The organism is Amycolatopsis sp. CA-230715, from assembly GCF_018736145.1.
Classification (GTDB): domain Bacteria; phylum Actinomycetota; class Actinomycetes; order Mycobacteriales; family Pseudonocardiaceae; genus Amycolatopsis.
Genome location: NZ_CP059997.1, coordinates 2,055,051 through 2,072,064, shown reverse-complemented (window position 1 = coordinate 2,072,064; position 17,014 = coordinate 2,055,051). Strand labels below are relative to the sequence as shown.

Genomic DNA, 17,014 nt, shown 5'->3' with positions numbered 1-17,014 from the left:
AGCTGGCGTTAGATGTCGGGTGAGGAGAAGTTTCTCGAGTACCTCAAGCGGGTCACGGCGGATCTACGGGAGACCCGCCAGCGGCTGCGCGAGGTGGAGGAACAGGCGAGCGAACCGCTCGCCGTCATCGGCATGAGCTGCCGCCTGCCCGGTGGGGTGCGCACGCCCGAAGGGCTTTGGCGGCTGCTGGCCGACGGCGGGGACGCGATCTCGGGGTTCCCCGCCGACCGCGGCTGGGACCTGGACGGCCTCTTCGACGCCGATCCCGACGCCGAGGGCACCAGCTACACGCGGCAGGGCGGGTTCATCCACGACGCCGCGGACTTCGACCCGGTGTTCTTCGGGATCTCCCCGCGCGAAGCGCTCGCGATGGACCCCCAGCAGCGGCTGTTGCTGGAAGGGGCTTGGGAAACGTTCGAACGGGCCGGGATCGACCCGTCCACGTTGCGCGGCAGCAAGCACGGCGTGTTCGTCGGTGCCTACGGCCAGGGCTACGGCAACGCGCTCGGCTACTCCGGCGAAAGCATCGAGGGCTACGTCGCCACCGGAACCGCGGGCAGCATCATCTCCGGGCGCGTCGCCTACCAGCTCGGGCTGGAGGGCCCGGCGGTCACGGTGGACACCGCGTGCTCGTCGTCGCTGGTGGCGCTGCACCTCGCCGGGCAGGCACTGCGCACGGGCGAGTGCTCGATGGCGCTCGTCGCGGGCGCGGCCGTGATGGCTGTCCCGACCGGGTTCACCGAGTTCAGCCGCCAGCGCGGGCTCGCCGCCGACGGCCGCTGCAAACCGTTCTCGGAATCCGCGGACGGCACGAGCTGGGGTGAGGCCGTCGGCCTGATCCTGGTCGAACGCCTTTCCGAGGCAAGGAAGAACGGGCACGAGGTGCTCGCCGTCGTCCGGGGTTCCGCGGTCAACCAGGACGGCGTCAGCAACGGGCTGACCGCGCCGAACGGGCGCGCGCAGCAGCGGGTCATCCGCGAGGCGCTCAAGAACGCCGGGCTTTCCGCCGCGGAGGTCGACGCGGTCGAGGCGCACGGAACCGGGACCACCCTCGGCGACCCGATCGAGGCGCAGGCCCTGCTGGCGACCTACGGCCAGGGCAGGCCGGAGGGGCAGCCGCTGTGGCTGGGCTCGGTCAAGTCGAACTTCGGGCACACCCAGGCCGCGGCCGGGGTGGTCGGCGTGATCAAGATGATCCTCGCGATGCGCGAGGGCGTGCTCCCGAAGACCCTTCACCTGGACGAGCCGAGCCACCGCGTCGACTGGGACTCCGGTGCGGTGTCGCTGCTGACCGAGCAGACCCCGTGGCCCGTCACCGGGCGCCCGCGCCGCGCGGGCGTTTCGTCGTTCGGGTTCAGCGGCACGAACTCCCACGTCATCCTCGAACAGCCCGAGCCGGTCGAAGCCGAGGCGATCGAACGGGGTGCGGCCCCGGTCGCGCTGCCCTGGCTCGTTTCGGGTAAGACCGCCGACGGCCTGCGCGCGCAGGCGGCGAATCTGCGGTCCCATGTGGACGGCGATCTGGTCGATGTCGCCTTCTCGCTGGCGACCACGCGTGCCGCGCTGGAGAACAGGGCGGTCGTGATCGGCCGCGACCGCGACGACTTCCTGTCCGCCTTGAACACCCTCGCCGAGGAAGACGCCACCAGCACCGCGGTGCGGGGTGTGGCGGATGTGCGGGGCAAGGTCGTGTTCGTGTTCCCGGGTCAGGGTTCGCAGTGGATCGGCATGGCGGTGGATCTACTGGGGACCTCCCCGGTTTTCGCGGAGCGGTTCGCGGAGTGTGAGCGGGCGTTGTCGTCCTTTGTGGACTGGTCGCTAACCGAGGTGGTCGGTGACGAGGCCGCGTTGGAACGGGTCGACGTGGTGCAGCCGGTGTTGTGGGCTGTGATGGTGTCGTTGGCCGCGGTGTGGCGTTCCTATGGTGTGGAGCCCGCTGCGGTGGTCGGTCACTCGCAGGGTGAGATCGCCGCCGCGGTGGTCGCGGGCGCACTGTCCCTTGAGGACGGTGCACGGGTCGTCGCGCTGCGGAGCCAGGCGATTCGGGACGAGCTGGCCGGTAAGGGCGGCATGGTTTCCGTCGCCCAGCCGGAGAGTGCTGTTGCTGAGAGGATTTCCCGTTTCGGTGACCGGGTCGCGGTGGCCGCGGTCAACGGACCCGGCACCACGGTCATCGCCGGTGAGCCCGATGCGCTGGCCGAGATTCTGGCTGAGTGCGAGGCGGAAGAGGTCCGGGCGCGCAGGATCGCCGTGGACTACGCGTCGCACACGCCGCAGGTGGAGTCCATTCGCGACCGTCTCTTGGAGGTGCTGGCGCCGATCCAGCCCCGCGCCGCCGAGGTCGCGTTCTTCTCCACCCTCACCGCCGACTGGCAGGACACCACCGGGCTCGACGCCCGCTACTGGGTGGAGAACCTGCGCCACACCGTCAAGTTCGAACAAGCAACCCGGGCGCTCGCTGAGCAGGGTTACCGGTTCTTCGTCGAATCCAGCGCGCACCCCGTGCTGACCATGAGCGTGCAGGAAACCCTCGACACCACCGACGACGCCGACGGCGTCGCGATCGGTTCCCTGCGCCGCGACGAAGGCGGCCTCGCGCGATTCCTGACCTCCCTGGCAGAAGGCTACGTCCGCGGCCTCGCCGTCGACTGGACGCCCGCGTTCCCGGCGGGCGCGCGCCGGGTGGACCTGCCGACGTACGCGTTCCAGCGGCAAAGCCTGTGGCCGAAGGCGAACCCGGCACTGGTCGCGGGCGACGTCAGCTCCGTCGGGCAGGGCTCCGCCGACCACCCGCTGCTCGGCGCGGTCGTCGCGATCGCCGACGGCGACGGCCACCTGCTGACCGGGCGGCTGTCCGTGCAGACCCACCCCTGGCTCGCCGACCACGCCGTCGGCGGCACGATTCTGTTGCCCGGCACCGCGTTCGTCGAACTGGCCATCCGCGCCGGCGACCAGGCCGGGTGCGATCTCGTCGAAGAGCTGACCATCGAAGCGCCGCTCGTGCTGCCCGAACGCGGCGGCGTGCAGATCCAGCTGATCGTCTCCGCACCGGACGAGACCGGCCGCCGCGCGCTGACCCTCCATTCGCGACCGGAGGACGCGGACCAGCCGTGGACGCGGCACGCGAGCGGGTCGCTCGGCACCGGGCACGTCGACCACGCCGACCTGACCGCGTGGCCGCCGCCCGGCGCCGAGGAGATCGACGGCGTCCGCGACGGCATGTACGACCGGATGGCCGAGCGCGGCTACGGCTACGGCCCCGCCTTCCAGGGCCTGCGCGCCGCATGGCGCCGCGACGGCGACGTGTTCGCCGAGGTCACCCTGCCCGACGAGCAGCGCGCCGACGCACCCGGTTTCGGCCTGCACCCCGCACTGCTCGACGCGGCACTGCACGCGATCGGGATCGGTGGCCTGCTCGCCGACCCGGACGAAGTGAAGCTCCCGTTCGCCTGGAGCGACGTTTCCCTGGCAGCCACAGGCGCGTCGAGCCTGCGTGTCCACCTTTCGCCCAGCGGCACCGACGCGGTCTCACTCCGGCTCGCGGACGCCACCGGCGCTCCGGTCGCGTCGATCGGTTCCCTCGTCCTGCGCCCGCTGTCGACGGGACAGCTCGGCTCGGCGCGGTCGGCCGGTGCCGACTCGCTGTTCCGGGTGGACTGGACCGAGCTTCCGCTCCCGGACCCGGTCGTGGACATCGCCGCGCTCGGCGCGGACGCACTGGGCATCGCCGGAGCGGGGACCTACGCCGATCTCACCGCACTGGCCGAGGCCATCGAGCACGGCGCCGCGGTTCCGGGCGCCGTGCTCACCGAACTGCCCGAAGTGTCCTCTGTGGACGCGGTGGGCGTGCGTACTTCGACGAACCTGGTTCTCGACCTGATGCAGCGCTGGCTCGCCGAGGACCGGTTCGCCGACTCGAAGCTGGTGCTGCTCACCAAGGGCGCGGTGCTGGGCGACGGCGCGACCGACCTGGTCGCCGCCCCGGCGTGGGGACTGGTGCGCTCGGCGCAGTCCGAGAACCCCGGCCGGTTCGTACTGGCCGATGTAGACGACACCGCCGGTGCCGCGCTGGCCGCCGCGCTCGCCACCGACGAGCCGCAGCTCGCGCTCAGGAACGGAACCCTTTACGTACCAAGGCTCGCACGTGCCGCCGCCGGGAGCGCCCTCGCGCCGTCGGCGCCGGTGTGGCGGCTGGACTCCACCGCGACCGGCACGCTCGACACGCTCGCGCTGGTGGACAACTCAGAGGCACTGCGGCCCCTCGCCGCCGGTGAGGTCCGCGTCGAGGTGCGCGCGGGCGGGGTCAACTTCCGCGACGTGCTGATCGCGCTCGGCATGTACCCCGGTGACGCGAACATGGGCAGCGAAGCGGCCGGTGTCGTCGTCGAAACCGGGTCCGAGGTCACCGATCTCGCGGTCGGCGATCGCGTGTTCGGCGTGTTCCACCACGGTTTCGCACCGGTGGCCGTCGCCGACCGGCGGATCATCGCTCCGATCCCCGAAGGCTGGTCGTTCGAGCAGGCCGCGACCACCCCGATCGTGTTCCTCACCGCGTACTACGGGCTCACCCGGCTGGCCGGGCTGCGCGCCGGGGAAACCGTGCTGGTGCACGCGGGCGCGGGCGGGGTCGGCATGGCCGCGATTGCGCTCGCCCGCCACCTCGGCGCGGAGGTCTTCGCCACCGCCAGCCCGGGAAAGTGGGACGTGCTGCGCTCGCTCGGCGTCGACGACGAGCACCTCGCCTCGTCCCGTGATCTCGATTTCGAAGCCAAGTTCCGCGCCGCCACCGGTGACCGCGGGATCGACGTCGTACTCGACTCCCTCGCCGGGGAGTTCGTCGACGCCTCGCTGCGGCTGACCGCGCCCGGCGGCCGGTTCGTCGAAATGGGCAAGACCGACGTGCGCGACCCCGCGCGGGTGGCTGCCGAGCACGAGGTTTCCTACCAGGCGTTCGAACTGTTCCAAGCGGGCGAGGACGCGCTCGGCCGCATGCTGGCCGAACTACTCGACCTGTTCGGCCGCGGTGTGCTGCGCCCGCTGCCGGTCACCACCTGGGACGTGCGCCGCGCGAAGGACGCCTTCCGCCACCTGAGCCAGGCCAAGCACGTCGGCAAGGTCGCGCTGGTGATGCCGCGCGCGCTGGCGTCCGAGGGCACGGTGCTCGTCACCGGCGGCACCGGGCTGCTCGGCGGCCTGCTGGCCAGGCACCTGGTGACCGAGCACGGCGTGCGGCACCTGCTGCTCACCAGCCGCCGCGGCGAAGCGGCCGAGGGCGCCGCAGAACTCCGGGCGGAACTGACCGCTCTCGGCGCCACCGTCACCATCGCCGCGTGCGACGCCGCCGACCGCGCCGCGCTCGCGAACCTGCTCGCGACCATCCCCGCCGAACACCCGCTCACCGGTGTGGTGCACACCGCGGGTGTGCTCGACGACGCCACGATCACCTCGCTGACCCCGGAGCGGCTCGACGCCGTGCTCCGGCCGAAGGTCGACGCCGCGCTCAACCTGCACGAGCTGACCGAGGACCTCGACCTCGCCGCGTTCGTGCTGTTCTCCTCCGCCGCGGCCACCTTCGGCAGCCCTGGGCAGGGAAACTACGCGGCGGCGAACGCGTTCCTCGACGCGCTCGCCCACCGGCGCCGTGCCGAAGGCCGTGCGGCGCAGTCGCTCGCCTGGGGCCTGTGGCAGCAGCGCAGCGGGATGACCGGGCACCTCGGCGGTTCCCGTGGCAGCGAGCTGAGCACCGAACACGGACTCGCCCTGTTCGACCTCTCGTCCACAATGGACGAACCGGTGCTGGTGCCGATACCGCTCGACCTCCGCGCGCTCTCGGCGGGACCGGTGCCCGCGTTCCTGCGCGGCCTGGTTTCCTCGCCGCACCGCAGGGCCGCGGCGAACAGCGCTGAGACGGATCTGACCGGTCTCGCCGGGCGCCTCGCCGGACTGTCCGAACGGGACCAGGAAGAGGCGCTGCTCGAACTCCTGCGCGCCAACGCGGCCGCGGTGCTCGGGCTCCCGCCCAACGTCGTCGAGGCGGCGAAACCGTTCCGGGACATCGGGTTCGACTCGCTCACCGCGGTCGAACTCCGCAACCGGCTGGCCACCGCCACCGGCACACGACTGCCCGCCACACTCGTCTTCGACTACCCGACGCCCACGGTGCTCGCCAAGCACCTGCGCACCGAACTGCTCGGCGCGGACCTGCCGGTCACCACCGGCACCGCGGCGGGCGCGGCCACCGACGGCGAGCCGATCGCGATCGTCGCGATGAGCTGCCGGTTCCCCGGTGGCGCCCACTCACCCGACCGGCTGTGGCAGCTGGTCACCGAGGGCGGCGACGCGGTGTCCGCGTTCCCGCCCGATCGCGGCTGGTTCGCCGAGGGCGCCGGGTCGGAGTTCACCGGCGCGGGTGGTTTCGTTTACGACGCCGACCGGTTCGACGCCGGGTTCTTCGGCATTTCCCCGCGCGAGGCACTGGCCATGGACCCGCAGCAGCGCCTGCTGCTGGAGTCCTCGTGGGAGGTGCTCGAACGCGCCGGGATCGACCCGGAATCGTTGCGCGGCACGCAAACCGGCGTGTTCGCCGGAGCCGCCCACAACGGGTACGCCACCGGGATCCACGAGATGCCGGAAGGCATCGAGGGCTACCTGATGACCGGCACCACCGGCAGCGTGGTGTCGGGCCGGGTCGCCTACACCTTCGGACTGGAGGGCCCGGCGGTCACGGTGGACACCGCGTGCTCGTCGTCGCTGGTGGCGCTGCACCTGGCCTGCCAGTCGCTGCGCGCGGGGGAGTGCTCGATGGCGCTCGCCGGCGGGGTGACCGTGCTGTCCACGCCGGGGCTGTTCGCCGAGATCGGGAAGCAGGGCGGGCTCGCCCCGGACGGCCGGTCGAAGGCGTTCTCCGAGGACGCGGACGGGATGGGCGCCGCGGAAGGCGTCGGCATGCTGCTCGTGGAGCGGCTTTCGGACGCCCAGCGCAACGGGCACCCGATCCTGGCCGTGGTGCGGGGTTCCGCGATCAACCAGGACGGCGCTTCGAACGGGTTGACGGCGCCGAACGGTCCGTCGCAGCAGCGGGTGATCCGGCAGGCCCTCGCCAACGCGAGGCTTGAAGCGTCCGATGTGGACGCTGTGGAAGCGCACGGCACCGGCACCGCGCTCGGCGACCCGATCGAGGCGCAGGCACTGCAGGCGACCTACGGGCGCGACCGCGAGCGCCCGCTGTGGCTGGGCTCGCTCAAGTCGAACATCGGGCACACCACGGCCGCGGCCGGGGTGGCCGGGGTGATCAAGATGGTGCAGGCGCTGCGGCACGGAGTGTTGCCGAAGACCCTGCACGTCGAACGGCCCACCTCGCACGTCGACTGGTCGGCGAGCGCCGTGACCCTGCTGACCGAGGAGATCGGCTGGCCGGAAACCGGGGCACCGCGTCGTGCCGGGGTGTCGTCGTTCGGGATCAGCGGCACCAACGCGCACGCGATCCTGGAACAGGCGCCCGCGACCGAGGAAGCACCCGGTCCGGTCGAAGCACCCGCGGTGCTGCCGTGGGTCCTTTCGGCGAAGACCGGCGGCGCGCTCCCCGCGCAGGCCGCCACCTTGAAGTCCTATCTGGACACCCGCCCCGACCTGGCGCCGGTGGACGTGGGCTTCTCGCTCGTGTCCTCGCGGGCGGCACTGGACCACCGCGCCGTGGTCATCGGTGATCCCGCCGCCCTGCTGGCGGGGCTGGATGCCATGGCTGGCGGGGGTTCCGCCGCGCAGCTCGTGACCGGCGTCGCCGATGTGCGGGGCAAGGTCGTGTTCGTGTTCCCTGGTCAGGGTTCGCAGTGGGTCGGCATGGCGGTGGACCTGCTGTCGTCCAGTGCGGTGTTCGCTTCCCGGTTTGCCGAGTGTGAGCGGGCGTTGTCGTCCTTTGTGGACTGGTCGTTGACCGAGGTGGTCGGTGACGAGGCCGCGTTGGAGCGGGTGGATGTGGTGCAGCCGGTGTTGTGGGCTGTGATGGTGTCGTTGGCCGCGGTGTGGCGTTCCGTTGGTGTGGAGCCTGCTGCGGTGGTGGGTCATTCGCAGGGGGAGATCGCGGCGGCGGTGGTCGCGGGTGCGTTGTCTCTTGAGGACGGTGCGCGTGTGGTGGCGTTGCGGAGTCAGGCGATTCGGGATGAGCTGGCGGGTAAGGGCGGCATGGTTTCCGTCGCTCAGCCGGAGAGCGCTGTGGTGGAGCGGATTGCTCGGTTTGGTGATCGGGTGGCGGTGGCTGCGGTCAACGGTCCCGGAACCACGGTGATCGCCGGTGAACCCGAGGCGCTGGCCGAGATTCTGGCTGAGTGCGAGGCGGAGGAGGTGCGGGCGCGGAAGATCGCGGTGGATTATGCGTCGCACACTCCGCAGGTGGAGTCCATCCGCGACCGCCTGCTGGACGTTCTGTCCCCGATCCAGCCGCGCGGTACGGAGATCGGGTTCTTCTCGACCCTGACCGGTGACTGGCAGGACACCACCGGGCTGGATGCTCGTTATTGGGTGGAGAACCTGCGTCATACGGTGAAGTTCGAGCAGACGACTCGGGCCCTGTCCGAGCAGGGCTACGGGTTCTTCGTCGAGTCCAGTGCGCATCCGGTGCTGACGATGAGCGTGCAGGAAACTCTCGACACCCTGGAAACCGAGGGCGTCGCGGTCGGGACCCTGCGCCGCAACGAAGGCGGTGTGGATCGCTTCCTGATCTCGCTTGCAGAGGGGTATGTGCGTGGTCTCCGGGTGGACTGGGCACCGGTGTTCCCGTCGGGTGCGCGCCGGGTGGAGCTGCCGACCTACGCGTTCCAGCGTCAGCGGTTCTGGCTGGAATCAACGGCTTCCGCCAGCGGGCTGATGACCACGGATGTGGTGGAGGCGCGGTTCTGGGATGCGGTGGAGAACGAGGACTTGGAGGCCTTGGCTGGGACGTGGGAGATCGATGGTGATCGCCCGTTCAGCGAGGTGTTGCCGGTGTTGTCGTCGTGGCGGCGGCAGCGTCGTCAGCAGTCCACAGTGGACCAGTGGCGGTACGGCGTCACCTGGAAGCCGCTGACCACCGCAGCCGCGCGGTTGTCCGGCACCTGGCTGCTGATCACCGAGTCCGAAGAGGCCGCTTGGTTCGCCGACGCCCTGCGTGCGCACGGCGCGGACGTGGTCACCGTTGAGGCGGGTGAGCTGTCTGCGCGAATCACCGAACTCGGTGAGATCGCGGGTGCGGTCTCCCTGGCTTCCGGTGCGGCGGAGACGCTGGTGGTGGTGCAGGCGCTGCTGGACAGCACGGTGGCGGCACCGGTGTGGATCGCCACCCGGGGTGCGGTGTCAGTGGGTCGCTCGGACCGGGCTGCCGACCCTGAGCTGGCCCAGATTTGGGGTCTGGGCCGGATTCTGGGTCTGGAGCACCCGGACCGGTGGGGTGGTCTGCTGGACCTTCCCGCCAGCAGCGATAGCCGTGCGGCTGCGCGGGTCGTGGCTGTGCTGGCGGGGATCGGGGATGAGGATCAGGTCGCGGTGCGTGATTCCGGGGTGTTCGCGCGGCGTCTTACGCGGTCGCCGTTGGCGGAGCGGGAGCCGGTGCGGGAGTGGTCGCCGCGCGGCACGGTCCTGGTCACCGGCGGCACCGGTGCGCTGGGTGGGCATGTGGCCCGTTGGCTGGCCGCGAACGGTGCCGAGCACCTCGTGTTGACCTCGCGCCGTGGCCGGGACGCTGATGGTGCGGTGGAGTTGGAAACCGAGTTGTCCGGGCTGGGTGCGCGGGTCACGATCGTGGCCTGTGACGCTGCTGATCGCGATGCCTTGGCGGTGGTGCTGGCTGAGCATGGTCCGTTCAGTGCGGTGGTGCACGCGGCGGGAGTGGGGGAGTTCGCGCCCCTGACCGACACCACGATCGAGGACCTGTCCCGCATCATCAGCGCGAAGGTGGATGGCGCCCGCAATCTGGACGAGTTGCTCGGGGATGCCGAGTTGGATGCGTTCGTGTTGTTCTCCTCCAACGCCGGTGTCTGGGGTGGCGGCACCCAGGGCGCCTACGCGGCGGGCAATGCGTTCTTGGACGCGTTGGCCGAGCAGCGTCGCGCTCGCGAGGTGACCGCGACTTCGATCGCGTGGGGCGCGTGGGGTGGCAGTGGTCTTGCCGCGTCGGATGCAGCTGAGGACACCCTGCGCCGTCGTGGTGTGTTGCCGATGGCACCCGAAGCCGCCGTCGCCGCGCTCGTCCAATCAGTTGAGCACGATGAGACTTTCGTGGCAGTGGCTGATGTGGACTGGGCGCGGTTCGTGCCCGGGTTCACCGCCGCCCGCCCGCGTCCGTTGATCTCCGACATCCCCGAAGCACGCCACGCCCTCGACAGCGCCGGAGAGGAAACCGGCGCCGACAGCTCGGCACTGGCCGAGAAGCTCGCCGGACTGTCCGAAGTGGAACGCCAGCGCGCGGTGCTCGACGTGGTGCGCGCGGAAGCGGCGGCGGTGCTCGGCTACGCCTCCGCCGAGGAGGTCGAGCGCGGCCGGGCGTTCCGGGACATGGGCTTCGACTCGCTGACCGCGGTGGAACTGCGCAACCGGCTGTCCACCGCGACCGGACTCAAACTGCCGACCACGCTCGTCTTCGACTACCCGAACTCCGTTGTGCTGTCGGAGTTCCTGGTCCGGGAAGTGACCGGTGCGCGGCAGGGCGTTGCCACCGCGTCGACCGTGTCCGCCGCCGCCGACGAGCCGATCGCCATCGTCGGCATGAGCTGCCGCTACCCGGGCGGGGTCAACTCCCCGGAGGAGCTGTGGCAGCTCGTCGAGAACGGCGGAGACGCCCTTTCGGCGCTTCCCGGCGACCGTGGTTGGAACCTTCCGGAGCTGCTCGGCTCCGATCTCGCCGACAGTATCGAGGGCGGATTCCTCTACGACGTCGGCGAGTTCGATGCGGCGTTGTTCGGTATTTCGCCGCGTGAGGCCCTCGCCATGGATCCTCAGCAGCGGTTGTTGCTGGAGGCGTCGTGGGAGGTGTGCGAGCGGGCGGGGATCGATCCGAGTTCGTTGCGGGGCACCAGGACCGGGGTGTTCGCGGGCGCCTCCAACTCGGCGTACGGCTTCGGGCTCGGGCAACTCCCCGACGGCGTCGAGGGCTACATGCTCACCGGAAGCTCCGGCAGCGTGGTGTCGGGCCGGGTTTCCTACACCCTCGGGTTGGAGGGCCCCGCCGTCACGGTGGACACCGCGTGCTCGTCCTCGCTGGTGGCCCTGCACCTCGCCTGCCAGGCGTTGCGGGCCGGTGAGTGCTCGCTCGCGCTGGCCGGTGGCGTCGCGGTCATGGTCGTTCCCGGTGCGTTCGCGGAGTTCGGCCGCCAGGGCGGGCTCGCGGCGGACGGCCGCTGCAAGTCGTTCGCCGAGGCCGCAGACGGCACCGGGTGGGGCGAAGGCGTCGGCATGCTCTTGGTGGAGCGGTTGTCCGACGCTCGCCGCAACGGGCACGAAGTGCTGGCGGTGGTGCGTGGTTCCGCCATCAACCAGGATGGTGCGTCGAACGGGTTGACGGCGCCGAACGGTCCTTCGCAGCAGCGGGTGATCCGTGACGCGCTGGCGAACGCCGGACTGACTCCGTCCGATGTGGACGCGGTGGAGGCGCACGGTACCGGGACGGTGCTGGGTGATCCGATCGAGGCACAGGCGCTGCTCGCGACCTACGGCCAGGAACGGGAACGCCCGCTCTTCCTCGGGTCCGTGAAGTCGAACATCGCGCACACCCAGGCCGCCTCCGGGGTCGCCGGTGTGATCAAGATGGTCCTCGCCATGCGGAACGGGGTGTTGCCGAAGACGTTGCACGTGGACGAGCCGTCGTCGCATGTGGACTGGTCGGCGGGTGCGGTTTCGCTGCTGACGGAGAACGCCGAGTGGCCGGAGACGGGGGCGCCGCGGCGTGCGGGTGTGTCGTCGTTCGGGGTGAGCGGGACGAACGCGCACACGATCGTGGAGCAGGCGCCGAAGGTCGAGGAACCGGTGGTCGTGGACCACTCCCCGGCGAACCGGCCGCTGCCTTGGGCGCTTTCGGGCAAGAGCCAGGACGCGGTACGCGCACAGGCTGCCCGACTCCTGTCCCATGTGGACGGACTGAACGAAGCCGATGTCGCTTACTCCCTGGCCACCACCAGGGCGAGCCTGGACCACCGCGCCGTGGTGGTCGGTGCGGATCACGACGAGTTCGTGGCCGGGCTGACGGCGGTTGCCGAGGGCATGCCGTCGGGTGCTGTGGTGTCCGGGGCTGCGCGTGGTGAAGCGGTTTCCGCCATCTTGTTCTCTGGTCAGGGTTCGCAGCGTGCGGGGATGGGTAAGCAGTTATATGGGGAGTTCCCCGTTTTCGCGGATGCCCTGGATGCGGTGTGCGCGTATCTGGACAAGTCCCTGGATCGTCCGATCAAGGACCTGATGTTCGCCGAGGACGGCGAGCTGCTCAACCAAACCCAGTACACGCAAGCCTCCCTGTTCGCACTCGAAGTCGCGCTCTACCGGCTGGTCGAGTCCTGGGGCATCCGCCCGGACTTCGTCACCGGGCATTCGATAGGTGAGCTGACCGCGGCCCACGTCGCGGGTGTGCTGTCCCTTGAGGACGCGGCCGCGCTGGTGGCCGCGCGGGGCCGGTTGATGCAGGCTCTCCCCACCGGTGGGGCGATGCTTTCCGTGCAGGCGACCGAGAACGACATCGCGCCTCTGCTGAACGGGCTCGAAGACAAGGTGTCGATCGCCGCGATCAACGGGCCGAGGTCGGTCGTGGTCGCCGGTGACGAAGAAGTGATCGCCGAGTTCGAAGCGTCCTGGGAGTGGAAGACCAAGCGGCTCAAGGTCAGTCACGCGTTCCACTCGCCACGGATGGAGCCGATGCTCGCGGACTTCCGCAAGGTCGCCGAGAGTCTGACCTTCGAAAATCCGACGATTCCGGTGGTGTCCAATGTGACCGGTGCGGTGGCGGATGTGACCGATCCGGACTACTGGGTCCGCCACGTCCGGCACGCGGTCCGCTTCGCCGACGGCATCCAGTACCTGGCAAGCCAGGGCGTGACCACGTTCCTGGAGCTGGGCCCGGACGGCGTGCTCACCGGGATGGCCCAGGACACCGCACCCGAGGCCACCCACATTCCCGCGCTCCGCCGCGACCGCGACGAAGCACACACGCTCACCACCGCCATCGCGAAACTCCACACCACCGGAGTTTCCGTCGACTGGCAAGCGTTCTTCGCCGGAACCGGCGCCCGAACCGTGGACCTCCCCACTTACCCGTTCCAGCGCGAGCGGTACTGGCTGGAATCGGTCGGCGGTGTCGGGGACGTGTCCTCGGCCGGGCTCGAATCGGCGGACCACCCGCTGCTGGGTGCGGCGGTCGAGCTGCCGGACGGCGACGGCGTGGTATTCACCGGCCGGGTCTCCCTGGCCACGCACCCGTGGCTGTCCGGGCACGCGCTCGGCGGCACCGTCCTCGTCCCGGGCACCGCACTGGTGGAACTCGCGATCAGGGCCGGTGACCAGGTCGGCAGCGGCGCCGTCGACGACCTGATCCTCGAAACACCGCTCGTGCTGCCCGAACAGGGCTCGGTGCTGCTGCGGCTGGTGGTCGGCGACGCCGACGAGACCGGCCGCCGGACGTTCACCGTGCACTCCCGTCCGGCCGGATCCGGTGCGGGGCAGTGGGTCCGGCACGCCAGCGGCGCGCTCACCGAAGCGGGGACATCCCCGGTTGCGGAGCACGAGACCTGGCCGCCGGAGGGCGCCGAGGTGGTGCCCACCGAGCAGATGTACACCGATCTCGCCGCCTCCGGGTTCTGCTACGGACCGGCGTTCCAGGGCCTGCGCACGGTGTGGCAGCGCGACGGCGAAGTGTTCGCCGAGGTCGCCCTGCCACCGGAGTTCCACGCCGAGGCGGCCCGCTTCGAGATCCACCCCGCGCTCCTCGACGCCGCGCTGCACCCGCTCGGCCTCGGCACCCTGACCACGGCCGAGTCCGGTGCCGGGCCCGCGCTGCCGTTCGCGTGGAGCGGGGTCTCCCTCTACGCGACCGGGGCCACCGAACTGCGGGTGAAGCTGTCCCCGACGGAATCGGGCGGCGTTTCGGTCGCGGTCGCGGACTCGGCCGGTGCACCGGTCGCGTCGATCGAATCGCTGTCTCTGCGGTCCGTTTCGGCTGACCAGCTCGGATCCGCGGCCGGTCCGGACTCGTTGTTCGGCGTGGACTGGACGACGGTCGCGCTCCCCGAAGGAGCGGCCACGACTTCGGTCGCGGCGCTCGGCACGGCACTCGGGCTCGACGTGCCGGTCCATGCGACGCTGGCAGAACTGGGCACCGAGCCGGAATTCGTGCTCGCCGAACTCCCCGCACAGTCCGAAGTGGACGCACGTGCGGTGCGCGACGCGGTGCTCGGCACCTTGGAACTGGTGCGGTCCTGGCTCGCCGAAGACCGGTTCAGCGGTTCCCGCCTGGTCGTGGTGACCACCGGCGCGGTGTCCACGGGTGAGGCGGTCACCGATCTCGCCGGTGCGGCGTCGTGGGGCCTGGTGCGCTCGGCACAGTCGGAAAACCCCGGCCGCATCGTCCTCGTCGATGTCGACGGCACCGAAGAGTCGTCCGCCGCACTGCTCGCCGCGCTGGCGCTCGACGAGCCGCAGCTCGCGATCCGTGGCGGGGTGGCCTTCGCACCGAGGCTGGCCACGACGGCCGCCGGGCTGGTGCCGCCCCCGGGCGAGCAGCCGTGGCGGCTCGAGGTGACCACGCCCGGCACCGTCGACAACCTGGCGCTCGTGCCGTTCGGATCGGCGGCGGAACCCCTTGCCCCGCACGAGGTCCGGATCGCGGTGCGCGCCACCGGCGTCAACTTCCGCGACGTGCTGATCACCCTGGGCATGTACCCGGGCGAAGCGGTGATGGGCACCGAGGCGGCCGGTGTGGTCGTCGAAACCGGATCCGAGGTGCGCACCGTCGAGCAGGGTGATGCGGTGATGGGCATCGTCGAGTCCGGCTACGCCCCCGTGGTGGTGGCCGATTCCCGTACCGTGGCGCGGATCCCGGCCGGATGGTCGTTCGAGCAGGCCGCGTCCGCGCCCGCGGTGTTCCTGACCGCCTACTACGGCCTGGTCGATCTCGCCGGACTCCACAGTGGCCAGTCGGTGCTGGTGCACGCGGCCGCGGGCGGGGTCGGGATGGCCGCGGTGCAACTCGCCCGTCACCTCGGCGCCGAGGTGTTCGCGACGGCCAGCCCCGCCAAGTGGGAGTCGTTGCGGAACAGGGGAATCGACGAAGCGCACACGGCTTCCTCGCGCGACGCCGGGTTCGAAGGGAAGTTCACCCCGGTCGACATCGTGGTGAACTCGCTGACCGGCGAGCTGACCGACGCCTCGCTGCGCCTGCTCAAGCCGGACGGGGTGTTCGTCGAACTCGGCAAGGCCGACGTCCGCGATCCGGCGAAGGTCGCCGCCGACCACGACGGCGCGCGGTACCGGTCATTCGACCTCGGCGACCCCGGCCCGGAGCGGCTGCGGGACATGCTCTCGGAGCTGCTGGGCCTGTTCGAAGCCGGTGTGCTGGAGCCGTTGCCGGTGCGGGCCTGGGATGTGCGGCGGGCGCCGGAGGCGTTCCGGTTCATCAGCCAGGCCAAGCACGTCGGCAAGGTCGTGTTGACGATGCCGCGGGCGCTGGACCCGGATGGCACCGTTCTGGTGACCGGCGGCACCGGGGCGTTGGGTGCGGTGCTGGCGCGGCATTTGGTGGCCGAGCGCGGGGTGCGGCGGCTGGTGCTGACGAGTCGTCGTGGTCCGGCGGCGCCGGGCGCGGACGAACTGGTCGCGGAGTTGACGGACTTGGGTGCCGCTGTCGACGTGGTGACATGCGATGCCGCCGATCGGGAGGCGCTGGCGTCGGCATTGGCGGCTATTCCGGAGGAGCATCCGCTGACCGGTGTCGTGCACACCGCGGGCGTGGTCGACGACGGAGTGATCGCGTCGCTGACCCCGGAACGGGTCGAAAAGGTGTTGCGGCCCAAGGTGGACGCGGCGCTCAACCTGCACGAACTGACCCGGGGCGAAGACCTCGCGTTGTTCGCGGTGTATTCGTCGGCCGCAGCAACGTTCGGGGCGCCGGGGCAGGGTAACTACGCGGCGGCGAACGCGTTCCTGGACGCGTTGGCGCAGCGCCGTCACGCCGACGGCCTCGCCGGGCAATCGCTGGCGTGGGGCCTGTGGGCCACCGAGGGCGGGATGACCGGCGAACTCGCCGAAGCCGATCTCCAGCGGATGAGCCGGGGTGGCGTGCTGCCGCTCACCCCGGAACACGGCCTCGCCCTGTTCGACTTCGCGTCCACAATGGACGAGCCGCTGGTGGTGCCGATCGGACTCGACACCGCCGGGATCGCGAAGGCCGATCCCGCCGCGGTCCCGCCGCTGTTCCGCGGGCTGGCCAAGCGCCCGGCCCGGCGGGCGATCGCGGGCGCGGCGGCACCCGACACCGGCGCGCTGGTGCGGGAGCTGGGCGCGCTGTCCGGCGACGAACGGCACGAACTGCTGCTCGGCCTCGTGCGGACCTACGCCGCGGCGGTGCTCGGCTTCGCCGGGCCGGAGGCGGTCGACCCGGCGCTGGCGTTCTCCGAGCTGGGCTTCGATTCGCTGACCGCGGTGGAGTTCCGAAACCAGGTCGGCGCGGCGACGGGGTTGCGGTTGCCCGCGACGCTGGTGTTCGACTACCCGACCCCCACCGCGCTGGCCAGGCAGCTCGACGGCGAACTGGGCGGGGACGGGGACGCCACCGGTACCCCGGTTCTGTCCGAATTGGACCGGCTCGAAGCCGCGCTGGCCAAGGCGGAACTCGACAGCACGACGGGCACGCAGGTGAAATCCCGCCTGCAGGCCATCTTGTCCCGATGGAGTGACCAGGACGAAGTAGGGGACGTCACCGCCGTTGCTCAGAACCTCGAAGGAGCGACACCCGACGAGGTGTTCGACTTCATCGACAAAGAGCTCGGCATCTCCTGAGGCTGGCAAGAGA

1 protein-coding gene is annotated in these 17,014 nt (G+C 70.9%); it reads left to right on the top strand.

Annotated features, from left to right (window positions below):
• Positions 1 to 12 precede the first annotated feature (12 nt).
• The gene (locus HUW46_RS48245; protein WP_254126003.1) at positions 13 to 17,001 is read left to right on the top strand and encodes a type I polyketide synthase; all 16,989 of its coding nucleotides are present in this window, start codon (positions 13 to 15) and stop codon (positions 16,999 to 17,001) included.
• Positions 17,002 to 17,014: the final 13 nt, after the last annotated feature.